Source organism: Lysinibacillus sp. G1-3 (genome assembly GCF_056322905.1).
The window spans coordinates 229,911-251,318 of the sequence record NZ_JBWHYQ010000005.1; the positions used below are offsets into that span (position 1 = coordinate 229,911).

Below are 21,408 nucleotides of genomic sequence, written 5' to 3' on the forward strand. Positions count from 1 at the left end.
GTCATGTAATTATGCCGAGGCATAGTTGATTTGCTGAATGTTTTTTTGCTTAAAATAAAACGATAATAGTATTTTGCCTAACTATACTAAGGTGCAATTAATAGTATATCATAACCTCCTGAGAGTATTTCCGAGTTATACGAGAGGAGATTATGATATACTGTTTGTAGTATTTTGACTAGACTATTTGAGGGTGATAAAATGAAAATTTCTACAAAAGGCCGTTATGGTCTAACGATTATGATTGAATTAGCAAAGCATTATGGAGAAGGACCTATTCCACTGCGAAAAATTGCTGCAGAAAAGGAGCTTTCTGAGGCATATTTAGAGCAATTAGTTTCACCATTACGTAATTCAGGTTTAGTGAAAAGTGTGCGAGGAGCATATGGTGGATATATGCTAGCAAATCCACCAAGTGAAATTTCTGCGGCTAATGTAATTAGTGTGTTAGAGGGTCCTATTCAACCAGTAGAAGGTATTGAAAATGAAGAAGCTCCTCAGCGAGAATTATGGCTTCGTATTCGTGATGCTGTGAAAAATGTATTAGATACAACGACAATTGAAGATTTAGCACAATATACAGAGGAAAATGTAGCGGAAGGCTATATGTTCTACATTTAAAATGTCTAGGCTAAAGCACATCTCCTTGCTCAATGGCATGGAGATGAATCTTTAGCGCTTTTCGTACAAAGGAGTTTTCAACATGAATTCATATATTTATCTCGATCATGCTGCGTCTTCACCAATGAATGACAATGTAATAAACGCTATGACTACAGCAATGCAACAAGTTTATGGGAATGCATCAAGTATTCATGGGATAGGTCGAGAGGCGCGCAAATATTTAGATGATGCACGTGAAATACTTGCCAAATCTATTGGTGCTCAACCTGGGGAAATTATTATAACAAGTGGTGGAACAGAGGCGGATAATACGGCTATTTTTGGCACTGTTTATGCACGGGCTGCTGAAGGAAAGCACATTATTACTACACAAATTGAACATCACGCGGTGTTACATACTTGTGAGAAGCTTGAGCGAGATGGCTTTGATGTGACATATTTACCCGTAGATGAAAATGGACGTGTGTCTGTAGAAGACGTGCGAAATGCATTGCGTGAGGATACAATTTTAGTAACGATTATGTACGGTAATAATGAAGTCGGTACAATTCAACCGATTGCCGAAATTGGTAATTTGCTACGCGAGCATAAGGCTGTTTTCCATACAGATGCTGTTCAAGCATATGGTTTAGAGTCGATTAATGTTGCTGATTTACATGTTGATTTACTAAGTGTTTCCGCACATAAAATTAATGGGCCTAAAGGTATTGGTTTCCTATACCAAAAAGCCGGAATACCATTCACTAGCTATGCATTAGGTGGCGCACATGAGAAAAAACGTCGTGCAGGTACTGAAAATGTACCCGCAGTGATTGGCTTTGCAACTGCAGTGCAAATTGCAAATGAGTTGCGAGAAGAGAAGCGTGCGCTATATAATCGCTTTAAGCAAATTATGCTGGATGTTTTCACGAAGGAAAATCTAGCATTTCATGTAAATGGCGAGTTAGAAAATACGCTCCCACACGTTTTAAATGTAAGTTTTTCTGGTATGGAAGTAGAGTCATTCCTTGTAAATCTGGATATGGCAGGTATTTGCGTATCTAGCGGTTCTGCATGTACTGCTGGCTCCATTGATCCATCACACGTATTAGTTGCGATGTTTGGTCAAGATACAGAGGAATTACGTAACTCGATTCGTTTTAGCTTCGGCCAAGGTTTAACAGAAGCTGATGCACAACATGCGGCAGAAAAAACAACAGCGATTGTGAAAAGACTCGCGAAAAAATAGTTTGCAGAAAAATTCAGGCGTGTTGATTAGGAAAAAATAGGATTATTATTGAGCGATAAAAGGATTTTTTTATGGCCAATTTAACTGATTGTAACGTAGGGCTACTCGAGTGCTCCTGTCGCTTCGTATTCGTCGCAGAGCAAAGTTTCCCACGGGAAAGCGCATAACCCTTAGTGGAAATAGATGATCCGAATGGTTAATCAATACACTGTTAATGGAATTTAAATAAAAGAAAAGGTGACCATAATGAAAGAAACACGTGACCCCTCACAAATTCGTGTTGTTGTCGGCATGTCGGGTGGGGTAGATTCTTCGGTTGCTGCATATTTACTGAAACAACAAGGATATGAAGTAATCGGGATATTTATGAAAAACTGGGATGATACAGACGAAAATGGCGTTTGTACAGCTACAGAAGACTATGATGATGTTATTAAAGTATGTAATCAAATCGGTATTCCTTACTATGCTGTGAATTTTGAAAAGCAATATTGGGATAAGGTTTTCACTTACTTTTTAGAAGAATATAAAGCAGGACGTACACCAAATCCTGATGTTATGTGTAATAAGGAAATTAAATTTAAAGCGTTTTTAGAGCACGCGATGGATCTTGGAGCTGATTATTTAGCGACAGGTCACTATGCTCGAGTTGATCGAAGTGGTGATGGCGAAGTGAAAATGCTTCGTGGTATTGATAATAATAAAGATCAAACGTATTTCTTAAACCAATTATCACAGGAACAATTGTCGCATGTAATGTTCCCAATTGGACATATTGAGAAAAAGGAAGTCCGTAAAATTGCGGAGGAAGCTGGGTTAGCTACAGCGAAGAAAAAAGATTCAACAGGAATTTGCTTTATTGGAGAGCGTAATTTTAAAGAATTCTTAAGTCAATTTTTACCAGCTCAACCTGGTAAAATGGAGACGATGGATGGTGTCGTAATGGGCCAGCATGATGGATTAATGTACTATACGCTTGGTCAACGTCATGGTCTTGGAATTGGTGGCGACGGTGAACCTTGGTTCGTGTTAGGAAAAGATTTGGAGCGCAATGTGCTGCTAGTTGGACAAGGTTTCAATAATGATTCATTATTTTCTACTTCGCTGACTGCTGTGAAAATGAGCTATACTTCGACAAAAAAATTGCCCGGGAAATTTTCATGCACTGCAAAATTCCGTTATCGTCAAACAGATACACCAGTAGAAGTGGAAATTTTAGAAGATGGACGTACTCATATTACGTTTGCTGAGCCAGTGCGTGCGATTACACCTGGACAAGCTGTAGTACTATACGACGGTGAAGAATGTTTAGGTGGCGGTACAATAGACGAAGTCTTTAAAAATAACGAAAAACTAACATATGTAGGTTAATTAGCGAAAAGACTGCTTATACTACTTTTTCTAAAGCGTATAGAATTAAAGCAGTCTTTCGCTACATAGAGGTGAAGAAAAACGATGAATTTTAACGAGCAGGGCATTCAAGCCTTTCAAGAAAAGCGCTACGAGGATGCTGCACAACTTTTTACACAAGCAATTGAAGCAGAGCCAGGAAACCCAATTGGTTATGTGAATTTTGGAAATCTCTTAGCGGTCTTAGAGGATACTGAACGTGCAGAACGCTTCTTTCAAAAAGCAATCACTGTTGATGAAACGGCAGCAACTGCTTATTATGGTTTAGCAAATTTATATTATAACGCTGAACGATATGCGGAGGCAGTAAAGCTTTATGAACAAGCGCTAAAGCATAAAATTGAAGGCGCAGATGTGTATTATATGATGGGCAAATGCTTTGAACGAATGGAAAATCCGAAGCTTGCACTGCCATATTTACAACGAGCTTCAGAGCTTGCACCGGAAGACACACAAATTCGTCTGGCATATGCAATCGTGCTATGTGCACTAGAAATGTTCCTAGAAGGTAAAAAAGAATTAGATTATTTGATCGAACAGGATTGGAATAACGCAGATGCACATTACAATTTGGGTGTACTATATGCGGTATCTACTGAGCAAACAGAAGATGCTATGTACCACTTAAAACAAGCCTTTACGTTACAGCCAGAATACGACCAAGCACGTTATCTTTATGATATGATTGCACAGCGCTTTAATTAAAAAAGTTCTAAAAACACGAAAAGGATGCCGAAAATATATTGGCATCCTTTTGTGTTGCTGAACAATAAGTTAATGCTGTTATTCAACTAACGCCCCTGAATGTATAAGTACATTTCTTCGCAAATTTACCCTATTACTTTCTTTACTACTGTTATTAAAATTGCAATAAACAATACAATCACGCCATTAATCATCAGAATGTACCCTATTTGCAAACCATAAAACATTGCAAAAGGATCATTAATAATAGCTATTGCTAATAAACTTCCTGCTCCACCAAATGCTATAGCTAAACCTAATATAGTTAAGGCGGCAGAATATACACTTTTCTTCTTTATAAACACAACGAATCCTATAATGTTAGCAATAATTGTAAGCATAAATATAAGTATTGTGAAGAAATCCATTATTTCGCTCCTTTAATAAACTTTGTTAATTCCTATTTAAATTATATAATAATTACATTTTTTTGTAAGAAGCTTATGTGCGAAAGCGAAGCGACAGCAACAACATGTTTTGTCTGTGCGAAAGCGAAGCGACAGCAACAACATGTTTTGTCTGTGCGAAAGCGAAGCGACAGCAACAACATGTTTTGTCTGTGCGAAAGCGAAGCGGCAGCAACAACATGTTTTGTCTGTGCGAAAGCGAAGCGGCAGCAACATACATACGACGGAGTGACCTGACATCACTTTGGCCCAAAACCTCTGGCGGACGAAATTTTGCCGTGGCATAATTGAATTGCAACGGAGCGTTGCCAACTTGATACTATTGGTTTCTTTGCAATCGAAATAAATTTGGTATGGTGATGGTATCAAATATAAAAAGGAGTGATAAAGATGAAAATTAGCAGATCGATTTTAGATTATCGTAAACATAATAATTTAAGCCAAGAACAATTGGCAAATAAAATTGGTGTTACTAGACAAGCAATTTCAAAATGGGAACAAGAGAAAGGGGCTCCGGATATTGAAAATTTAATTTTATTAAGCGATGAAATGAATATTAGTTTAGATAATTTGATTAAAGGTGACATCAATATAAAAAAGCAAATTGTGAATAATGAAAAATCGGTAAAGTTTCATTTTCTAGTAATTTTATTTTTAGTTGCTATTGTAATTTATATAGCGTATTTTGCGCTTGTACATGAAATTTTTATGATTGGATTCTTACTAGCAACACTCTTTATGCTAGGTATTGAACTGTATACTTATACGAAAAATTTTCGAATTAAAAAATAATGATGTTATTTATTTTTTTTTTCAAATGAGTGCAGCAAACTAGCGGTACGAGTTTCACCTTGCAACAAGTAAAAACGTTTTCTCACCAACGTTAAAACAACCTGCTTGATTTATTTGTTAACTGCATTTTCAGAGTTAGCATTCAACAACTTTTATCTCTGTGCATTCGCATGTTTCTTCTGACGTGAAATGTTAATTCAAAACGAGTGACGAGTAGATCGAAGCCAAGCACGAGGAAAGCGTTAATGTGGAGTGGCCATGTAGATAAATTGAAAGGATGCCAAAATTATTTCAGCATCCTTGTTGATTTTAGTCTTTATTGTCCTTTGGAGGATAATTAAATGGTAGTTGATAAATATATTGTGCTAAATGTGCAATTGGGGCAGCATCTAACAATGAAGGTTCTGCTTCGTTCGCTTTTAAAATATTAATTTCTTTATTCAGTCTTTCCATCTTTCGATCCAGCTCAGCTACTTGAATAGCAGCTTCCTTCAATTCAAAACGGATATGTTCAGGTACTTCCTTGTTGTATTTGTAATAGATTTTATGTTCAAGGCTAGCCCAGAAGTCCATTGCAATGGTACGAATTTGAATTTCGGCATATACCTTCTCCATACGATCAGACATAAAAATAGGGATTTTTATTATAAGATGCAAGCTTTGATAACCATTTCCCTTTGGCGATGCAATATAATCTTTTACCTCTACAACTTCAATATCATTTTGTGCCTGTATCATCGCACTCACTTTATAAATATCTTCTACAAAGGAGCATGTAATTCTGATACCTGCAATATCACGAATGTTATCACGAATCGTTTCAATAGATGGCTCAAGGTTATTTTTCTTCATTTTCAATAATATACTTTTGGGTGATTTTACTCGAGTTGTTAGATGCTCGATCGGATTATATTCATGAATTAGCTGAAATTCTTCTTGTAAAATATTTATTTTCGTTTCTATTTCCTGCAAAGCGAATTTATAGACTAAAAAGAAGCGTGTTAATTCTGTTTGTAAAGTTTTTAGAGTAGTTGCTTCAAGTTCATTTCTCATGGTTCATAAAATCCTTTCTTTTAATAATATGTGCATAATGAAGTAGCAATATTATTTAACATTTTCAATACTAGCTTAACAAAAATAACTACTAAATAGAAATAAGTGCTCTGAATCTATGTATAGTATTCCTATTTCATAAATTTATATTGTAAAATTAAAAAAAGGGGAATGTTTAGTCCCCTTAGTTAAACGATAATTTCAATATTTAAAGATTTCGAAAACTTAAGTAACATTTGTTCATCATCAAGCTGATCACAATACCCCGTCTTTTTTGCAATAATCCACCACGTCTGAATATGGTAAATTCCCACCAAAAATTGAAAGAGCGCTACCAATTGTAACGTGAAGTTTACCATTTGATATATTTTCAAACCTCTTTAAGTCATCTAAAGATCGAACACCACCAGCATATGTTGTAGGAATCGTTGTCCAGGTAGCTAAATCATGCACTAAACTTTCCTGCATACCGCCTTTTTTTCCTTCCACATCAACTGCGTGAATAAGTAGTTCATCACAGAAATTTTCGATAAATGCAATAGACTCAGCATTTACTTCAAAATCACTAAACTTTGTCCATTTATCAGTAACAACAAACCATTTTCCATCGCGCATACGGCAGCTTAAGTCGATGACAAGATGTTTTTTACCAATATTTTGTGCTAATTGTTTGAGTCGATCTAAATGGAGCTTACCATCATTGAATATAAATGATGTGACAATAACGTGAGTAGCACCTGCATCGATAAAATTTTTTGCATTTTCTGTCGTAATGCCGCCGCCAACCTGCAATCCTTGAGGATATGCTGCTAATGCTGCTAATGCGGCCTCTTCGTTTCCATCACCTAGCATGATGACGTGACCACCTGTTAATTGATCCTTGGCAAACATTTTTGCATAATAACTAGAGTCATGATTTGAAATAAAGTTCTCGACAACTTCTTGATCTTTATGCCCTAGTGTGCTGCCAACAATTTGTTTTACTTTGCCATCGTGTAAATCGATGCAAGGTCTAAATTCCATTAGCTTCACAATCCTTCCGTACAATAAGTTCACCTATATCATAGCATGGATAGGTTGATAATAACTGTGAATTGTCAGTTATCGAAATATTCTTTCAGTAAAGCTTTCGGGTGCACTGTTTACTGTACGAAAGCGAAGCGACAGCAATTATTATATCGAGGCATACGTGATTAAAATTTAGTGAATTCTCTTTTTAAACGATTTTTCAAGTTACGGTGTGGTAAAATATAATGATTGAAATGAACGGGAAAGGACGAACCGAAAATGGCAGATAATCTTGATTTATTTGAACTAAATAAATTTTTTATACTCGGACGTCCAATCGTCTCTATCTTCCATAATGCACAAAATATGTACTCGATAATTCGTGTGAAAATTCAAGAGACTAACTTACAGTATGAAGATAAAGAAATAATTGTTGTTGGATATTTTCCACCTTTACAGATGGATGAACAATATCGTTTTACAGGATTATTGAAACAACATCCAAAATATGGTGTTCAATTTCAAATTGAGACATTTACAAAGGAAGTGCCAGCAACTGAGCAAGGAATTATTCATTACTTATCGAGTGATTTGTTTGTTGGAATCGGAAGAAAAACTGCTGAAACAATCGTAGAAAAACTAGGCGCAAATGCGTTACGTCTTATTTTAGAGGATCCAAATGCGCTTGATGCTGTACCTCGTTTATCTGCTGAAAAAAAAGAGGTTATCCATCGGACGATTGAACAAAATCTAGGTTTAGAACGAGTGATGATTCAACTTAATGAATGGGGTTTCGGACCACAGCTCGGCATGAAAATTTACCAAACGTATCGCACAGAGGCAATCGAATTATTAACAGAAAATCCATATCGCTTAATTGAAGATGTAGAAGGTGTAGGTTTCTTTCGTGCCGATGAACTAGGTTCTAAATTGGGAATTACAGGCAATCATCCAGACCGTATAAAGGCGGCGATTCTACATACTCTCAATACTGCAGCATTATCGGATGGGCATGTGTATTTAGATGCAGAAAATGTTTTACCACTTGTAAAAGATATGCTTGAGCAGAGCCAACGAGAGGAAATTCCCTTTGAGACTATTTCTAAAGCTTGCATCGAATTGCGTGAGGAAAGTAAAATCTGTGGGGAAGAAACGAGACTCTATTTGCCATCCCTATATTTCTCGGAAGTAGGTATTGCATCAAAAATAGTAGCTTTAATCGAACGTAACAAGAAGGCTGAACATTTTAGTAAGGATGAAATACGCAAAGCGATTGGTGAAACAGAAGAGCTGCTCAATGTTACATATGCTGAAACACAAGCGAATGCTATTCAACAAGCGCTAAACTCAGCCGTTATGATTTTAACTGGTGGACCAGGTACAGGTAAAACAACAGTTGTTCGGGGAGTAGTAGAAGTGTATGCAAAGCTTCACGGACTATCATTAAACCCGAAGGAATATGCACAAAAAGAAGAGCCTTTTCCGATTATTTTATGTGCTCCAACAGGACGTGCAGCCAAGCGTTTATCGGAATCGACAGAGCTTCCCGCAATGACGATTCATCGATTGCTAGGCTTTACTGGTCAGGAAAAAGAGGAAGAAACCGAGCGTGAGGTTACAGGGAAACTCATTATTGTTGACGAAATGTCGATGGTCGATACTTGGCTCGCGCATCAATTATTAAAATCCTTGCATGAGGATGTACAAGTTGTATTTGTTGGCGATCAAGATCAGCTTCCGCCAGTAGGACCAGGACAGGTGTTAAAGGATTTGTTGGCTTCCGAGCAAATACCTACTGTCGAATTAACAGATGTTTATCGACAGGCCGAGGGCTCAACTATTATTGAACTTGCTCACCAAATTAAACGAGGAAATATTACAAATGACCTAACGTTAAAAACGTCTGATCGTTCATTTATTAAAGCCGCATCAGATCAAGTAGCAAGCGTTGTCACTCAAGTTGTGAAAAGTGCAGTTGCGAAAGGTCAAGAAATCAGAAATATCCAAGTGCTTGCACCAATGTACAAAGGTCCAGCAGGAATAGATAATTTAAATAAAATGATTCAGGAGCTCATTAATCCAAACGATACGGGTACTAGAAAAGAGCTCGTCTTTGGGGATGTCACATATCGAATAAAGGATAAAGTCTTACAGCTTGTCAATCAACCTGAAAGTAATGTTTTTAATGGTGATATGGGTGAGGTAATTAGTATTATCAAGGCCAAGGAAACAATTGAGAAACAAGATTTACTTGTTGTATCATTCGACGGTATTGAAGTGACGTATCAACGTAGTGACCTCAATCAATTGACCCTTGCCTACTGTTGTTCTATTCATAAATCCCAAGGATCTGAGTTCCAAACAGTTATTATGCCGGTTGTACGAGGGTATTCTAAAATGCTGCGTCGTAATTTGCTATATACAGGTATTACGCGTGCGAAAAATTTCTTAATTTTATGTGGTGAGCCTGATGTACTAGCGGATGGCTTACAGCGTACAGATGATTTACAGCGCTTTACGTCTCTACGTGCAAGGCTCAATCCAATGGATATTGCCGAGGAAATTGTAGAAGTAAAAATGAATCCAGTAAACGAAGATTTACAAAATGAAAAACAAGCCATAGATTTCAAGCTAACTGTAGAAACAGAATCATATATCCATCCATTGATTGGCATGGATGGTATCTCACCATATGATTTCTTAGATGAGTAAAATACAAAACCCGATCAATTCTGAATTGATCGGGTTTTGTTGTACGATTAGTGAATACCAACTAAGTGATGTTTTACTACTTCATATGCTTGGCACACATTTTTAAATTGATCTTTTTCTTTGGCAATCAAATCTGAAGCTATAGAAAATAAAAGATTCTCTTCATTATGATCCTCCATTTTGTTCATTAAAGCAGCTTCCATTTGAGCTACGTACGAGAGGATTTGTTTATTCATATATATTCTCCTTTTATTTAAAAGATGTTTTCGTTTTGGTTTCGAAGCTATCTTACACCTGCATAAATAAAAAATCTAGCAATTCTGTACTAGTCAAAGGAGACTTTTTCGTGAATGTGTCGCAAAAACGAACTTGTTTAAAAAGTGCTGATTGAAACCGTTTTTCTCTAAAGTAACTGAAAAATCATGCAATAAAGTCGGATTTTCAACTGTGTTTATATAGTGGTACAGTTTGTGAAATTTGAGATCTGATATAATACAGTTTGCTGAGACGGAACCTAAATTAGGAAGTTTCATATACTAAATTAGTATAAAATCATTTGTGACGTTTAGGGGTGACTGCATGCCAGTAATTACAGGACAGCAATATATTGACCGTATTGACGCTTTGCAAACCTACATTTCGATTGATGGGAAGGTTGTCACAGGGAAAGTGTCGGAGCATCCAGCATTTAAAGGGGTTATGAAGAGTCAGGCAAGGCTTTTTGATTTACAGAATGAAGATGCATTGTTCGAGGAGATGACATTTGTTTCGCCATCAAGTAATAACCGTGTTGGTATGTCTTTTCTTCAGGTGATGGCAGTCGAAGATCTCGTGAAAAGACGTAATGCTGCACGACAATGGGCATTATCCAATAATGGCCTTATGGGTAGAAGTCCGGATTATATGAATACGACATTAATGGCTTTAGCATCCGCTGCGGAGTATTTAAAAGATAAGCCAAATTGTTTCCCTCAGCATTTATTAAAATTTTATGAGTATGCCCGTGAAAATGATTTAACTATGACACATACATTCATCGAGCCACAAGTAAATCGCCGAAAATTTTATTATGAAGATGAAGATGTTATTATAGCTGCTAAAATTGTAGATAAAACGAGTGAAGGGTTAGTAATTAAAGGTGCGAGACTGCTAGCGACACAAGGAGGAATTACAGACGAACTCCTTGTTATATCAACAAATGGCTATGATGAAGGTAAAGGATTTGCTTTCTCAATACCAAGTAATACAAAAGGATTAAAGTTTTTATGTAGGCAATCATTTGTCGGAGGGGAATCGGCTTTTGATTATCCATTAAGTAGTCGTTACGAGGAAATGGATGCAATCGTTGTATTTGATAATGTTGTAGTACCGTGGGACCGCGTCTTTTATTATGAGAATGTGGAAGTTGCCAATAACTTTTTGAACGTAAGTGGTTTTCAAACATATAGTTTACATCAAGTTCTTACACGTCAAATTGCCAAAACGGAATTTGTCTTAGGTGTTGTACAATCAATTGTAAATACGATAAATATCGGCGAATACCAACATGTGCAGCAAAAGGTTGTTGATATTATCGTGGCATTAGAAACGATGAAGGCTTTACTGTTAAAGTCTGAAATAGAAGCAAAAAGAGATGCTTTTGGTTTTCTAAGACCTGACCATGCGACAGTACAAGTAGCTATTCAGATTTTTCCTAAAGTGTATCCGACTTTTACAGAAATTATCCAGTTACTTGGCGCGAGCGGATTAATGTCCATTCCAAGTGAAAAAGCATTTGCGTCGGATGACAGCGACCTTGAGCATTATTTGCAGTCTTTTCAAGATGGTGGAGAGGAGCGCGTTGAAAAATTCCGTTTAGCGTGGGATTTAACGATGAGTAACTTTGGTACTCGACAAACACTGTATGAGCGTTTTTTCTTTGGAGACCCTGTCCGTTTAGCTAGCGCGCTTTATAATTCTTACAATAGGGAAGAATTAGTTAGTCGTGTAGATAATTTTTTAAAAAATAACAATTAATTTTCCAGAAGTCAGAACTAGCAATACTATTTATTTTTCTTATTTGTTTGACAATTACTTTACTTTACACTATGATTTACAGGAACTATAAAATAACTAAATAGCAATCCCTTCGTTAGGTGAGGCTCCTATGCTGGAGATACGCTACTGCCCAAAAATGTCGAGAGACGCCAATGGGTCAACAGAAATCATCGAAATAAGGTGTTTTTTAACGTAGCTGGTGTAATCCCTATGCCGCATAGTGCTAAAACTCAACGTTTGAAGGAAGAAAGCAGAGTAGTGTTTTTAACGATACTGTTCTTTGTTATGTGTATTCAACACGCCTTCATTCGTAGAAGGCGTGTTTTTGTTATTTAAGGAAGGTGATGAGAAATGGATAGTAGCCCTGAACCGAATACGAAAATGTTAAGTAGTAGTAAACAAGTAAGGATTGTCGATTTCTTATCGCCAAAACAAATGGGTATTGATGAGAAATGCTTCTAAAACAAGCTAAATTACAATCAATAACGTCACCTGTTTGTTTCCCTTAAATAATAAAACATGAGGTGAAGAACAATGATTAAAATTAATTATTTTAAAAAAGGAAATAACACAGTACAGCATAATTTTGATATTAAAAAATTTAACCATAACCTTCATACAGAGGATTTGTTATGGGTTGATTTATATGCATACAACTACAATGAATTGAATGATATAGCCGAAATATTTGGTTTCCACCCATTAGCAGTTGAGGATTGCCTTCATGAAGGCTCACGTCCTAAGATGGATAATTACGGCGAATATAAATTTTTCGTTTTTCATGCACCAATTTATAACGAAAAAAGCAGCAATGAAATAACAACAGTAGAATTAAATATTTTTATGGGTCCTAACTATGTTGTAACGGTTCATAAACAGAAACTTAAATGGCTAGGTCACATAGAGAATGTTTGCTTAAACAGTACAAAGTATTTAGATAAGGGTTCCGATTTTCTATTGCATACGATTATCGATGGAATTACGGATGAATATTTCCCGGTTTTAGAAAGAATTAGAGCACGGATAGATGAGCTTGAAGAAGAAATATATGAATATGAACCAAAAGAAGTTACAGAAGAATTCCTTGCATTAAAACGAACTATTATTTTAATTCGACAAGCAATTATGCCGCAAAAAAGAATTTTTTCAAATAGTAATGGTCAGTGGAAATTTGAAATTCGTGAGGGAAATATACCTTTCTATAAAGATTTAAATGACCATCTAGAACGAATTGTAGAATCAACAGAAACTTATAGAGATTTGGTAAATAGTACGCTAGATACGTATTTTTCTATTATAAGTGGTAAATCGATTGAAAAGCTCAATTTATTAACTGTCATTTCGACTATCATGTTGCCTTTATCAGTAATTACAAGCTTTTTTGGAATGAATGTTCCGTTGCCATATCAAGATTCCCCAATAGCAACAATAACAATTAGTGTGTTCCTAGTCATTTTTACTTGGGGAATGTGGGCTTATTTTAAAAAAATGATTGCTTAGTTATGATTAGCAATTATAGTGCCAATTGACAGAAGAACATATTTTTTTTATAATTCTCGTTAGAAAATTGTAAAAAACGATGATGGAATAAGTACGTATTTGTGCGTGTAAAAGAAAGGGATTTCTTGGCTGAAAAAATCCTCACTATAACGAATACCGAAAGCTACTCCAGAGTGCAGTTAATCCCTGCCGTTCACTTACGTTACAAGTGCTAAAGAGGTAAGTATACTTTTACTTACAACTAGGGTGGTACCGCGAGACAAATTACAAGTCCTCGTCCCTTTTTGGGGATGAGGGCTTTTTTATGTTTATTTGCGGATTCATCTCGTAATTTTACAAAACATATAGGGAGGAACTTTTCAAATGAAAGCAGTAGAAATTCGCCGCATGTATCTAGAATTCTTTAAAGAAAAAGGCCATCATCATGAGCCATCAGCACCACTTGTGCCGATCAATGACCCATCATTACTTTGGATTAACTCAGGTGTTGCAACACTTAAACCATATTTCGATGGTCGTATCATTCCTGAAAATCCACGTATTACAAATGCCCAAAAATCAATTCGTACAAACGATATTGAAAACGTAGGTAAAACAGCTCGTCACCATACGTTTTTTGAAATGTTAGGTAACTTCTCAATTGGTGATTACTTTAAAAAAGAAGCTATTCATTATGCTTGGGAGTTCTTAACGAATAAAAAATGGATGGGCTTTGATCCAGAACTTTTATCGATTACGATCCATCCTGAAGACCAAGAAGCGTATGACGTTTGGCATAACGAAATTGGTATTCCGGAAGAGCGCTTAATCCGTCTAGAAGGGAACTTCTGGGATATCGGTGAAGGTCCTTCAGGTCCTAACTCAGAAATTTTTTATGACCGTGGGGAAGAATATGGTTCAGATGAAACTGATCCAGAAATGTATCCAGGTGGTGAAAATGAACGCTATCTAGAAATTTGGAACTTGGTGTTCTCTCAATTCAACCATAATCCTGATGGCACATATACACCACTTCCGAAGCAAAATATTGATACTGGTATGGGGCTAGAGCGTATCGTATCGGTAGTTCAAAATGTTCCAACGAACTTTGATACTGATTTATTCATGCCTATTATTGAAAAAATCGAGCAGTTAGCAAATCGCAAATACAAACGTCCAGGTGAAGTAGCACTAAGTGAAATCTTCGGTTCAGAAGAAGATATCAATACACCATTTAAAGTAATCGCTGACCATATTCGTACAGTGGCGTTTGCTATTGGGGATGGTGCTCTTCCTTCAAATGAAGGTCGTGGATATGTATTACGTCGTTTACTACGTCGTGCTGTGCGCTATGCAAAACAAATTGGTATTGAGAAGCCATTTATGTTTGAATTAGTACCAACTGTTGGTGAAATTATGAATGATTTCTACCCAGAAGTAACGGAAAAATGCGAGTTTATACAACGTGTTATTAAAAATGAAGAACTTCGCTTCCATGAAACATTAGACGGTGGTCTTGCTATCTTTAACGAAGTGGTAGAAGCTCAAAAAGCAGCGGGCCATGACTATATTCCGGGTGCAGATGCATTCCGTTTATATGATACTTACGGTTTCCCAATTGAATTAACAGAAGAGTATGCGGAAGAAGTAGGCATGAAGGTAGATCATGAAGGCTTTGGGGTAGCAATGGAAGCACAACGTGAACGCGCACGTGCAGCTCGTCAAGATGTGGATTCTATGCAAGTACAAAACGAAGTGCTAGCAAACTTGACGGTTGCAAGTGAATTTGTAGGCTATGATACATTAACGACAGAAACAGAAGTGGCAGCGATCATTGTGAACGGCCAAGTATCAAAAGTAGCATCTGAAGGGCAAGAAGCATTAGTTATTTTAGCTAAAACACCATTCTATGCTGAAATGGGTGGTCAAATTGCAGATAGCGGTGTGATTGCTAATGATAGCTTTACTGCCATTGTTAAAGATGTACAAAAAGCTCCAAATGGTCAGCCGCTTCATACTGTACTTGTAGAATCAGGAGAAATGCATGTTGAAGATGCTGTAAAAGCAGTAGTTAACCGTGATGAACGTAATTTAATTATTAAAAACCATACAGCAACACATATTATGCAACGTGCATTAAAAGATGTACTAGGCGACCATGTTAGCCAAGCTGGGTCATATGTAGGACCAGACCGTTTACGCTTTGATTTCTCTCACTTTGGACAAGTGACAAAAGAGGAATTACAACAAATTGAACGTATTGTAAATGAAAAAGTGTGGGATGATATAGAAGTCGTTATTGAAGAAAAAGGCATCGATGAAGCGAAAGCTATGGGAGCGATGGCACTATTCGGTGAGAAATATGGCGATATCGTTCGCGTTGTATCAATTGGGGATTACTCTATTGAACTTTGCGGTGGTTTACACGTAAAACGCTCTTCTGAAATTGGCTTCTTCAAAATTGTTTCAGAAGGTGGTATCGGTGCAGGTACTCGTCGAATCGAGGCTGTGACAGGTAAAGTTGCTTATGAAGCCGTAAAAGAGGAAGAAGCTTTATTAAACGAAGCGGCAGCATTATTAAAAGCAAATCCAAAAGATCTTGTAACAAAAGTACAAGCGTTGCAAGCTGATTACAAAGATTTACAACGCGAAAATGAAGCATTATCACAAAAAATTGCCAACGCACAAGCAGGAGCTATTGTGGACGCGGCGCAAACTTTTGGGGATGTAACTGTTCTTTCCACTAAAGTTGAAGCGAAGGACAACAATCAACTGCGTCAAATGATGGATGACTTGAAAGCTAAAATGCCTAAGGCTGTTATCGTTCTTGGTGCTGTCGATGGCGAAAAAGTTATGCTATGTGCTGGAGTAACAAAAGATTTAGTTGGTGGCAATTACCATGCCGGAAATATCGTAAAAATGGTAGCAGAAGCATGTGGTGGTAAAGGTGGCGGTCGTCCGGATATGGCGATGGCAGGTGCAAAAGAAGCATCAAAACTTGATGAAGCACTACTTTCTGTGTATGATTATGTTAAATCCATTTAATTAATACGCCAAAACATGTTATAATAAAGAGAAATTGGAGATGAGCTTTTTTGCACATCTCCTTATTTCTGAAAGCGAGGTGCTGGTCATGAGTTCATTTGATCAAACTATGAAATTTAATTTTCCAGAAGAATCAATGGAACAGGAAGTCAAGCAGGTAATGTTGAAAGTACATTCTTCATTAGAGGAAAAGGGATATAACCCTATCAATCAGATTGTCGGTTATTTACTTTCTGGTGATCCGGCGTATATTCCTCGCCATCAGGATGCTCGTAATTTAATTCGCAAGCTTGAGCGTGACGAAATTCTAGAAGAGCTTGTTAAGTTTTATATTAAAAAGAATAACGAGGACTAGAAATGAGAATTATGGGATTAGACGTTGGGTCAAAAACCGTTGGCGTTGCTGTTAGTGATGCTTTAGGGTGGACGGCCCAAGGTATTGAAACCGTAAAGATTGATGAAGCTAACGGCGAGTTCGGCATTGAGCGAATAGCTGAGCTAGTAAAGGAGTATGCTATAACAGAATTTGTTGTAGGATACCCGAAAAACATGAATAATACGGTTGGACCGCGTGGGGAGGCTTCTGAAAACTATAAAAAGCTTTTAGAAGAAACATTTTCATTACCGGTTAAGCTTTGGGATGAGCGTTTAACAACGATGGCTGCTGAGCGTATGCTAATCGAAGCAGACGTAAGTCGAAAAAAGCGTAAGCAAGTCATTGATAAAATGGCTGCTGTGATGATTTTACAAGGCTATTTGGATAGCAAAAATTAATTGATGAGGTGACAAGCCATGGCACAAGAGCATAACCATGAAGAAGAACTACACGTACAACACATTACAGTAATTGATGAGAACGGAAATGAACAGCTTTGTGAAGTGATTCACGTACATGAATCAGCTGAATTTGGCAAATCATACGTATTTTACTCTATGGTAGGCGCAGAAGAAGATGAGGATGGCTCTGTTGAAATCTTCGTATCTTCATTTGTTCCATCTGAAAATGGTGAAGATGGTGAGTTAACACCAATCGAAACTGAAGCAGAGTGGGATATGGTAGAAGACGTATTAAACGCTTTAGAGGATGAAAACGAAGAATAATCATCATCGTAGTCACTAACTTCTCTCAGTATGCATCTCTCAACTCTATAGGTGGAGAGATGTATACGGCTATAAGTCACTTTTCTGCAAGTGTCCTGAAAGAAGTTAAAGCCTCCGGCGGATGTCACGGAATCGGAAAGGAGTTTTTTGTGCATGCACAAAGCCGATTCCGGACGCAATTATGCCGAGGCATAATTGATAAGTGTGGAACAAGGATGGCAATAAGCACTCCTTGTTCCTTTTTTACTTTTGAAAGAATAAAGCTGGCTCATTACTAAAAGTTGTGGAGGACATTTATATACATGCCCTATATATTGTTCCGAAATGGAAATCAACCACACGTTATGATAATGAGCCATAAGGCTGTTAAGGAGGAAATTAAATGAACGAAGAAACGCAAGAATTTCTGATTATTGGAGAGAATGGCAAAGAGCAAAAATGTCGTGTTGTTTTCACCTTCGATGCAGAAGAAAAATCATATGTATTGTTTTCGTTAATCGACGAAGATGGTAATGAAATTCCTGGTGACATTTCTGCTATGACATTTGATTATGATGATAACAATGGAGAAATGACAAATTTACAGCCTGTTGAAACAGAGGCAGAATGGGAAATGATTAATGAAGTAGTCCTGACACTTCTAGACGAGTTTGAAGAAGGGCCACAGCAATTTACAATTACAGATGAGCATGGGGCAGATCAAGTATGTGAAGTTATTCATACATTTTCATCAGAACAATTTGGCAAATCTTATGTACTTTATGTTCTAGCAACGGACGAGCCAATAGAGGATCGGGATATTTTTGCTTCTCAATACGTATCTGGAAATGACGGAACGATTGAAGATTTATTACCAATTGAAACAGATGAAGAATGGGCATTTGTTGAAGATGTATTAAATGAATTGTAATTAGAGCTCTGAGTAGTAACTTGCTACTCAGAGTTTTTTTATTGAATAACGATTAACATGGAGCGACGCCTGAGAAGTATTAATAGAAAATTTCTATCTATTATGTAAAACATTCTATATAAAAATGAAATTTATGTATTTTCGAGCTAATTTATATATTTTTCTAGAGAAAATTAAATTTATTGCGTTTTATTTTATCTGAATTTTTAAATATCTATAAATAAAGTGAGATATCAAACGTTGACCAATCATAAGTAAACAGATAAGATTTATTTTACATTAAACCAAGTAAGTTTATTTACAAAGGGGGAAATTGAAAATGAGGACAATATGGGGACTGCTAGTCGGTGTACTAGTGATAGGTTTGTTGGTAGGCTGCACAAACAAAGGAGAAGCGAGTAAAGACGAAACAGTAACATTAAAAGTAGGGGCAGCCAATGTACCACATGCGGAAGTATTAGAGTATTTAGCAAAGGATCTTGAAAAAGATGGCGTGAAATTAGACATTTCCATTTTAAAAGATGCTGTTCAAACAAATCAGCAAACGGCAGATGGTGAACTAGATTTCAATTACTTTCAACACATTCCGTTTTTAGAACAAACAAATAAAGAAAGCCATTTAGATTTAGTGAGTGTAAAAGGAATTCATATAGAACCATTTGGTGTGTACGCTAAAAAAATCAAAAATATAAATGATTTACCGCAAAACGCAAAGGTTTCCGTTCCAAATGATGTCGTCAATTTTTCTCGGGCTTTACTACTATTTCAGAATAATGGACTAATCGAATTGAATAAAGCAAAGGAAAATGATTTTACAATCGAGGATATTACAAAAAACAAAAAAAATATTCAATTTATCGGTGTTGATTCTCAGTTATTAGCTCGTTCACTAGATGATGTAGACGCTTCGGCAATTAATACGAACTACGCCTTAGAAGGGGGCTATAACCCTGTGGAAGATGCACTTATTATCGAAGGACCCGAATCGCCATATGTCAACATTATTGCGACGACAAAAGAAAAGCAAAATGATCCAGCAATTCAAACAGTCGTTAAATGGCTGACGAGCGAAAAGGCGCGTACTTTTTTTGAAGATCAGTATAAAGGGGCTGTCGTTCCAGCATTTTAAGTCGGGCGTATCAAAAATAAATGAAATGCTAAGGAGGTAGACGTGAAATGATTGAATTTATCGAAACGACAAAGGAATTTCAGGTAGGAACAACCGTTGTAACGGCATTAAATCATATTAATTTAACGATTCAAAAGGGTGATGTTTTTGGTGTTATCGGCTTTAGCGGTGCTGGCAAAAGTACATTAATACGGACAGTGAACTTACTGGAGGAACCAACGTCTGGTCGCGTTCTTGTGAATGGCAAAGAGCTGACAACATTAAGTAAAAAGCAGCTTCGCGAGGAAAAGAAAAACATTGGTATGATTTTTCAACACTTCAATCTTCTCCGTTCTAAAACCGTCTTTGAAAATGTAGCGATGCCATTAGTATTAAGTGGCATAAAAAAATCAAAAATTGAAGATCAAGTAAGTGAAGTTTTGGCATTTGTCGGTTTACAGGACAAAGCCGAGCGTTTTATCGATGAACTGTCAGGTGGACAAAAGCAGAGAGTGGGCATTGCTCGTGCACTTGTCACAAAGCCTACTATTTTATTATGTGATGAGGCGACTTCCGCTCTTGATCCACAAACGACTAAATCTATATTGGAGTTACTCAAGCGAGTCAATATTGAGTACGGCATTACCATTTTAATGATTACACATGAAATGGAAGTCATAAGGGATATTTGCAATCGTGTAGCTGTTATGGAAAATGGAAAAGTTATCGAAACAGGCAATGTACTTGAAGTTTTTTCTTCACCGCAAGAGGGGACAACTAAAAACTTTGTACAATCGGTAGTTCGAGATGAAATTCCACAATCTGTCTACGAGCAACTTAAAACGATAGATCATTCTAAAAAAATTTATAACCTGAAATTTATAGGTGTAGACGTTGGGCAACCAGTTGTCTCTCAAGTAGCAAAAAAGTTTGATGTTGATGTAAATGTATTGTTTGGCAATATCACAGAGCTACAAGGGATTCCCTTTGGTAATTTAATCGTTGAACTAGTTGGCGTAGACAAAGAAATAGAAAAGGCACATCAATTTATTCGAACGAAAGATATTCAAATAGAGGAGGTTATTGCACATGAAGGTGAGCTCACAAATCATTATCGACGCAGTGTTAGACACGCTGTACATGGTTAGTATTTCGTTATTTTTTGGTGCGATTTTAGGCTTTATTTTAGGGATTACTTTAGTTGTGACGAGAAAAGGGCATATTCTTGAAAATAGAATAATTTTCTCAATCATCAATCCCATCGTTAATACTTTGCGCTCCATTCCGTTCATTATTTTGCTTGTTGCTATCATTCCATTTACACGCTTGCTCGTTGGAACAGCAATAGGTACGACAGCTGCCATTGTGCCACTCGTGTTGCATATCGGTCCATATATATCAAGATTAATAGAAAATTCATTATTGGAAGTGGATGAAGGCATTATTGAAGCAGCAAAGGCAATGGGTGCATCTACACTTCAAATTATTCAAAAGTTTTTACTACCTGAAGCTTTCCCCTCTTTAATATTAAGTGTTACGACGGCAACAATTGGGCTTATTGGGGCGACTGCAATGGCAGGGGCAGTTGGAGGAGGTGGCCTTGGTGATGTAGCCATTACTTACGGCTATCAACGCTTTGACAATGTCACGATTTTAGTCACAGTGGTGATTCTAGTAGTACTCGTACAAATCATTCAAAGTATTGGAAATAGTCTTGAACGAAAATTACGCAGAGTGTCATAAAGGAGAA

20 protein-coding genes, 1 riboswitch and 1 other annotated feature are annotated in these 21,408 nt (G+C 36.8%); of the genes, 16 read left to right on the forward strand and 4 right to left on the reverse strand.

Translation table 11 applies throughout. The features are described 5' to 3' along the window. Window positions 1-201 precede the first annotated feature (201 nt). From cymR to ACVYAD_RS07130, 4 genes are all read left to right on the forward strand, one after another. Window positions 202-621 (forward strand): cysteine metabolism transcriptional regulator CymR, encoded by a 420-nt coding sequence (cymR, locus tag ACVYAD_RS07115; RefSeq protein WP_053484768.1) that lies wholly within the window; start codon window positions 202-204, stop codon window positions 619-621. 82 nt (window positions 622-703) lie between these two features. Then, window positions 704-1,852 (forward strand): cysteine desulfurase family protein, encoded by a 1,149-nt coding sequence (locus tag ACVYAD_RS07120; RefSeq protein WP_349660043.1) that lies wholly within the window; start codon window positions 704-706, stop codon window positions 1,850-1,852. Window positions 1,853-2,098: 246 nt separating this feature from the next. After that, on the forward strand, window positions 2,099-3,223 hold the full coding sequence (gene mnmA / locus ACVYAD_RS07125) for a tRNA 2-thiouridine(34) synthase MnmA (RefSeq protein ID WP_349660044.1): 1,125 nt from the start codon (window positions 2,099-2,101) through the stop codon (window positions 3,221-3,223). 84 nt (window positions 3,224-3,307) lie between these two features. Further along, window positions 3,308-3,967 (forward strand): tetratricopeptide repeat protein, encoded by a 660-nt coding sequence (locus tag ACVYAD_RS07130; protein WP_476425460.1) that lies wholly within the window; start codon window positions 3,308-3,310, stop codon window positions 3,965-3,967. Window positions 3,968-4,092: 125 nt separating this feature from the next. On the opposite strand, the gene ACVYAD_RS07135 is transcribed toward ACVYAD_RS07130, so the two are convergent. Then, window positions 4,093-4,374: a 3-isopropylmalate dehydrogenase gene (locus ACVYAD_RS07135; protein WP_349660046.1), complete on the reverse strand. Its 282-nt coding sequence runs from the start codon at window positions 4,372-4,374 to the stop codon at window positions 4,093-4,095. A gap of 429 nt (window positions 4,375-4,803) precedes the next feature. Here ACVYAD_RS07135 and ACVYAD_RS07140 point away from each other — a divergent pair, with 429 nt between their 5' ends. Then, window positions 4,804-5,205: a helix-turn-helix domain-containing protein gene (locus ACVYAD_RS07140; protein ID WP_476425462.1), complete on the forward strand. Its 402-nt coding sequence runs from the start codon at window positions 4,804-4,806 to the stop codon at window positions 5,203-5,205. A 309-nt stretch (window positions 5,206-5,514) separates the two neighbouring features. Here the strand turns inward: ACVYAD_RS07140 and ACVYAD_RS07145 are convergent, their stop codons facing one another. After that, window positions 5,515-6,258 (reverse strand): GTP pyrophosphokinase, encoded by a 744-nt coding sequence (locus tag ACVYAD_RS07145; RefSeq protein WP_349660048.1) that lies wholly within the window; start codon window positions 6,256-6,258, stop codon window positions 5,515-5,517. Window positions 6,259-6,513: 255 nt separating this feature from the next. Beyond that, window positions 6,514-7,281 (reverse strand): phosphoribosylformimino-5-aminoimidazole carboxamide ribotide isomerase, encoded by a 768-nt coding sequence (hisA, locus tag ACVYAD_RS07150; RefSeq protein ID WP_476425464.1) that lies wholly within the window; start codon window positions 7,279-7,281, stop codon window positions 6,514-6,516. Between the two features lie 264 nt (window positions 7,282-7,545). Here hisA and recD2 point away from each other — a divergent pair, with 264 nt between their 5' ends. Further along, complete coding sequence (gene recD2 / locus ACVYAD_RS07155; RefSeq protein WP_476425466.1) at window positions 7,546-9,978, forward strand: SF1B family DNA helicase RecD2; 2,433 nt, start codon at window positions 7,546-7,548, stop codon at window positions 9,976-9,978. A gap of 47 nt (window positions 9,979-10,025) precedes the next feature. On the opposite strand, the gene ACVYAD_RS07160 is transcribed toward recD2, so the two are convergent. Continuing rightward, window positions 10,026-10,214, reverse strand: a complete 189-nt coding sequence (locus ACVYAD_RS07160; RefSeq protein ID WP_079562842.1) for a hypothetical protein — start codon at window positions 10,212-10,214, stop codon at window positions 10,026-10,028. 343 nt (window positions 10,215-10,557) lie between these two features. Between ACVYAD_RS07160 and hpaB the strand changes: the two genes are divergently transcribed. The 10 genes from hpaB (at window position 10,558) to ACVYAD_RS07210 (ending at window position 21,401) form a co-directional block, all read left to right on the forward strand. Beyond that, the gene (gene hpaB, locus ACVYAD_RS07165; protein WP_476425467.1) at window positions 10,558-11,994 is read left to right on the forward strand and encodes a 4-hydroxyphenylacetate 3-monooxygenase, oxygenase component; all 1,437 of its coding nucleotides are present in this window, start codon (window positions 10,558-10,560) and stop codon (window positions 11,992-11,994) included. Window positions 11,995-12,098: 104 nt separating this feature from the next. Then, window positions 12,099-12,264: riboswitch (M-box (ykoK) riboswitch) on the forward strand. 285 nt (window positions 12,265-12,549) lie between these two features. Continuing rightward, a complete protein-coding gene (locus ACVYAD_RS07170) occupies window positions 12,550-13,515 on the forward strand; it encodes a magnesium transporter CorA family protein (protein WP_349660052.1) in 966 nt (321 codons plus the stop codon). A gap of 70 nt (window positions 13,516-13,585) precedes the next feature. Further along, window positions 13,586-13,800 (forward strand) — a binding site (T-box leader). Between the two features lie 78 nt (window positions 13,801-13,878). Continuing rightward, window positions 13,879-16,539: an alanine--tRNA ligase gene (alaS, locus tag ACVYAD_RS07175; protein WP_476425470.1), complete on the forward strand. Its 2,661-nt coding sequence runs from the start codon at window positions 13,879-13,881 to the stop codon at window positions 16,537-16,539. 88 nt (window positions 16,540-16,627) lie between these two features. Further along, entirely contained in the window at window positions 16,628-16,894 is a 267-nt protein-coding gene (locus ACVYAD_RS07180) for an IreB family regulatory phosphoprotein (RefSeq protein WP_004226839.1), read from the forward strand. A gap of 2 nt (window positions 16,895-16,896) precedes the next feature. Next, entirely contained in the window at window positions 16,897-17,313 is a 417-nt protein-coding gene (gene ruvX, locus ACVYAD_RS07185; RefSeq protein ID WP_197145001.1) for a Holliday junction resolvase RuvX, read from the forward strand. An 18-nt stretch (window positions 17,314-17,331) separates the two neighbouring features. Beyond that, window positions 17,332-17,640 carry a DUF1292 domain-containing protein gene (locus ACVYAD_RS07190; RefSeq protein ID WP_049667728.1) on the forward strand — a complete coding sequence of 103 codons (309 nt, stop codon included), beginning with the start codon at window positions 17,332-17,334 and terminating at the stop codon, window positions 17,638-17,640. 382 nt (window positions 17,641-18,022) lie between these two features. Then, entirely contained in the window at window positions 18,023-18,550 is a 528-nt protein-coding gene (locus ACVYAD_RS07195; protein ID WP_386827623.1) for a DUF1292 domain-containing protein, read from the forward strand. Between the two features lie 319 nt (window positions 18,551-18,869). Beyond that, window positions 18,870-19,679: a MetQ/NlpA family ABC transporter substrate-binding protein gene (locus ACVYAD_RS07200; RefSeq protein WP_476425473.1), complete on the forward strand. Its 810-nt coding sequence runs from the start codon at window positions 18,870-18,872 to the stop codon at window positions 19,677-19,679. A 47-nt stretch (window positions 19,680-19,726) separates the two neighbouring features. Then, window positions 19,727-20,806 (forward strand): methionine ABC transporter ATP-binding protein, encoded by a 1,080-nt coding sequence (locus tag ACVYAD_RS07205; RefSeq protein WP_476425475.1) that lies wholly within the window; start codon window positions 19,727-19,729, stop codon window positions 20,804-20,806. Continuing rightward, window positions 20,748-21,401 (forward strand): methionine ABC transporter permease, encoded by a 654-nt coding sequence (locus tag ACVYAD_RS07210; protein ID WP_476425477.1) that lies wholly within the window; start codon window positions 20,748-20,750, stop codon window positions 21,399-21,401. Before ACVYAD_RS07205 ends, ACVYAD_RS07210 begins: the two co-directional genes overlap by 59 nt. Window positions 21,402-21,408 lie beyond the last annotated feature (7 nt).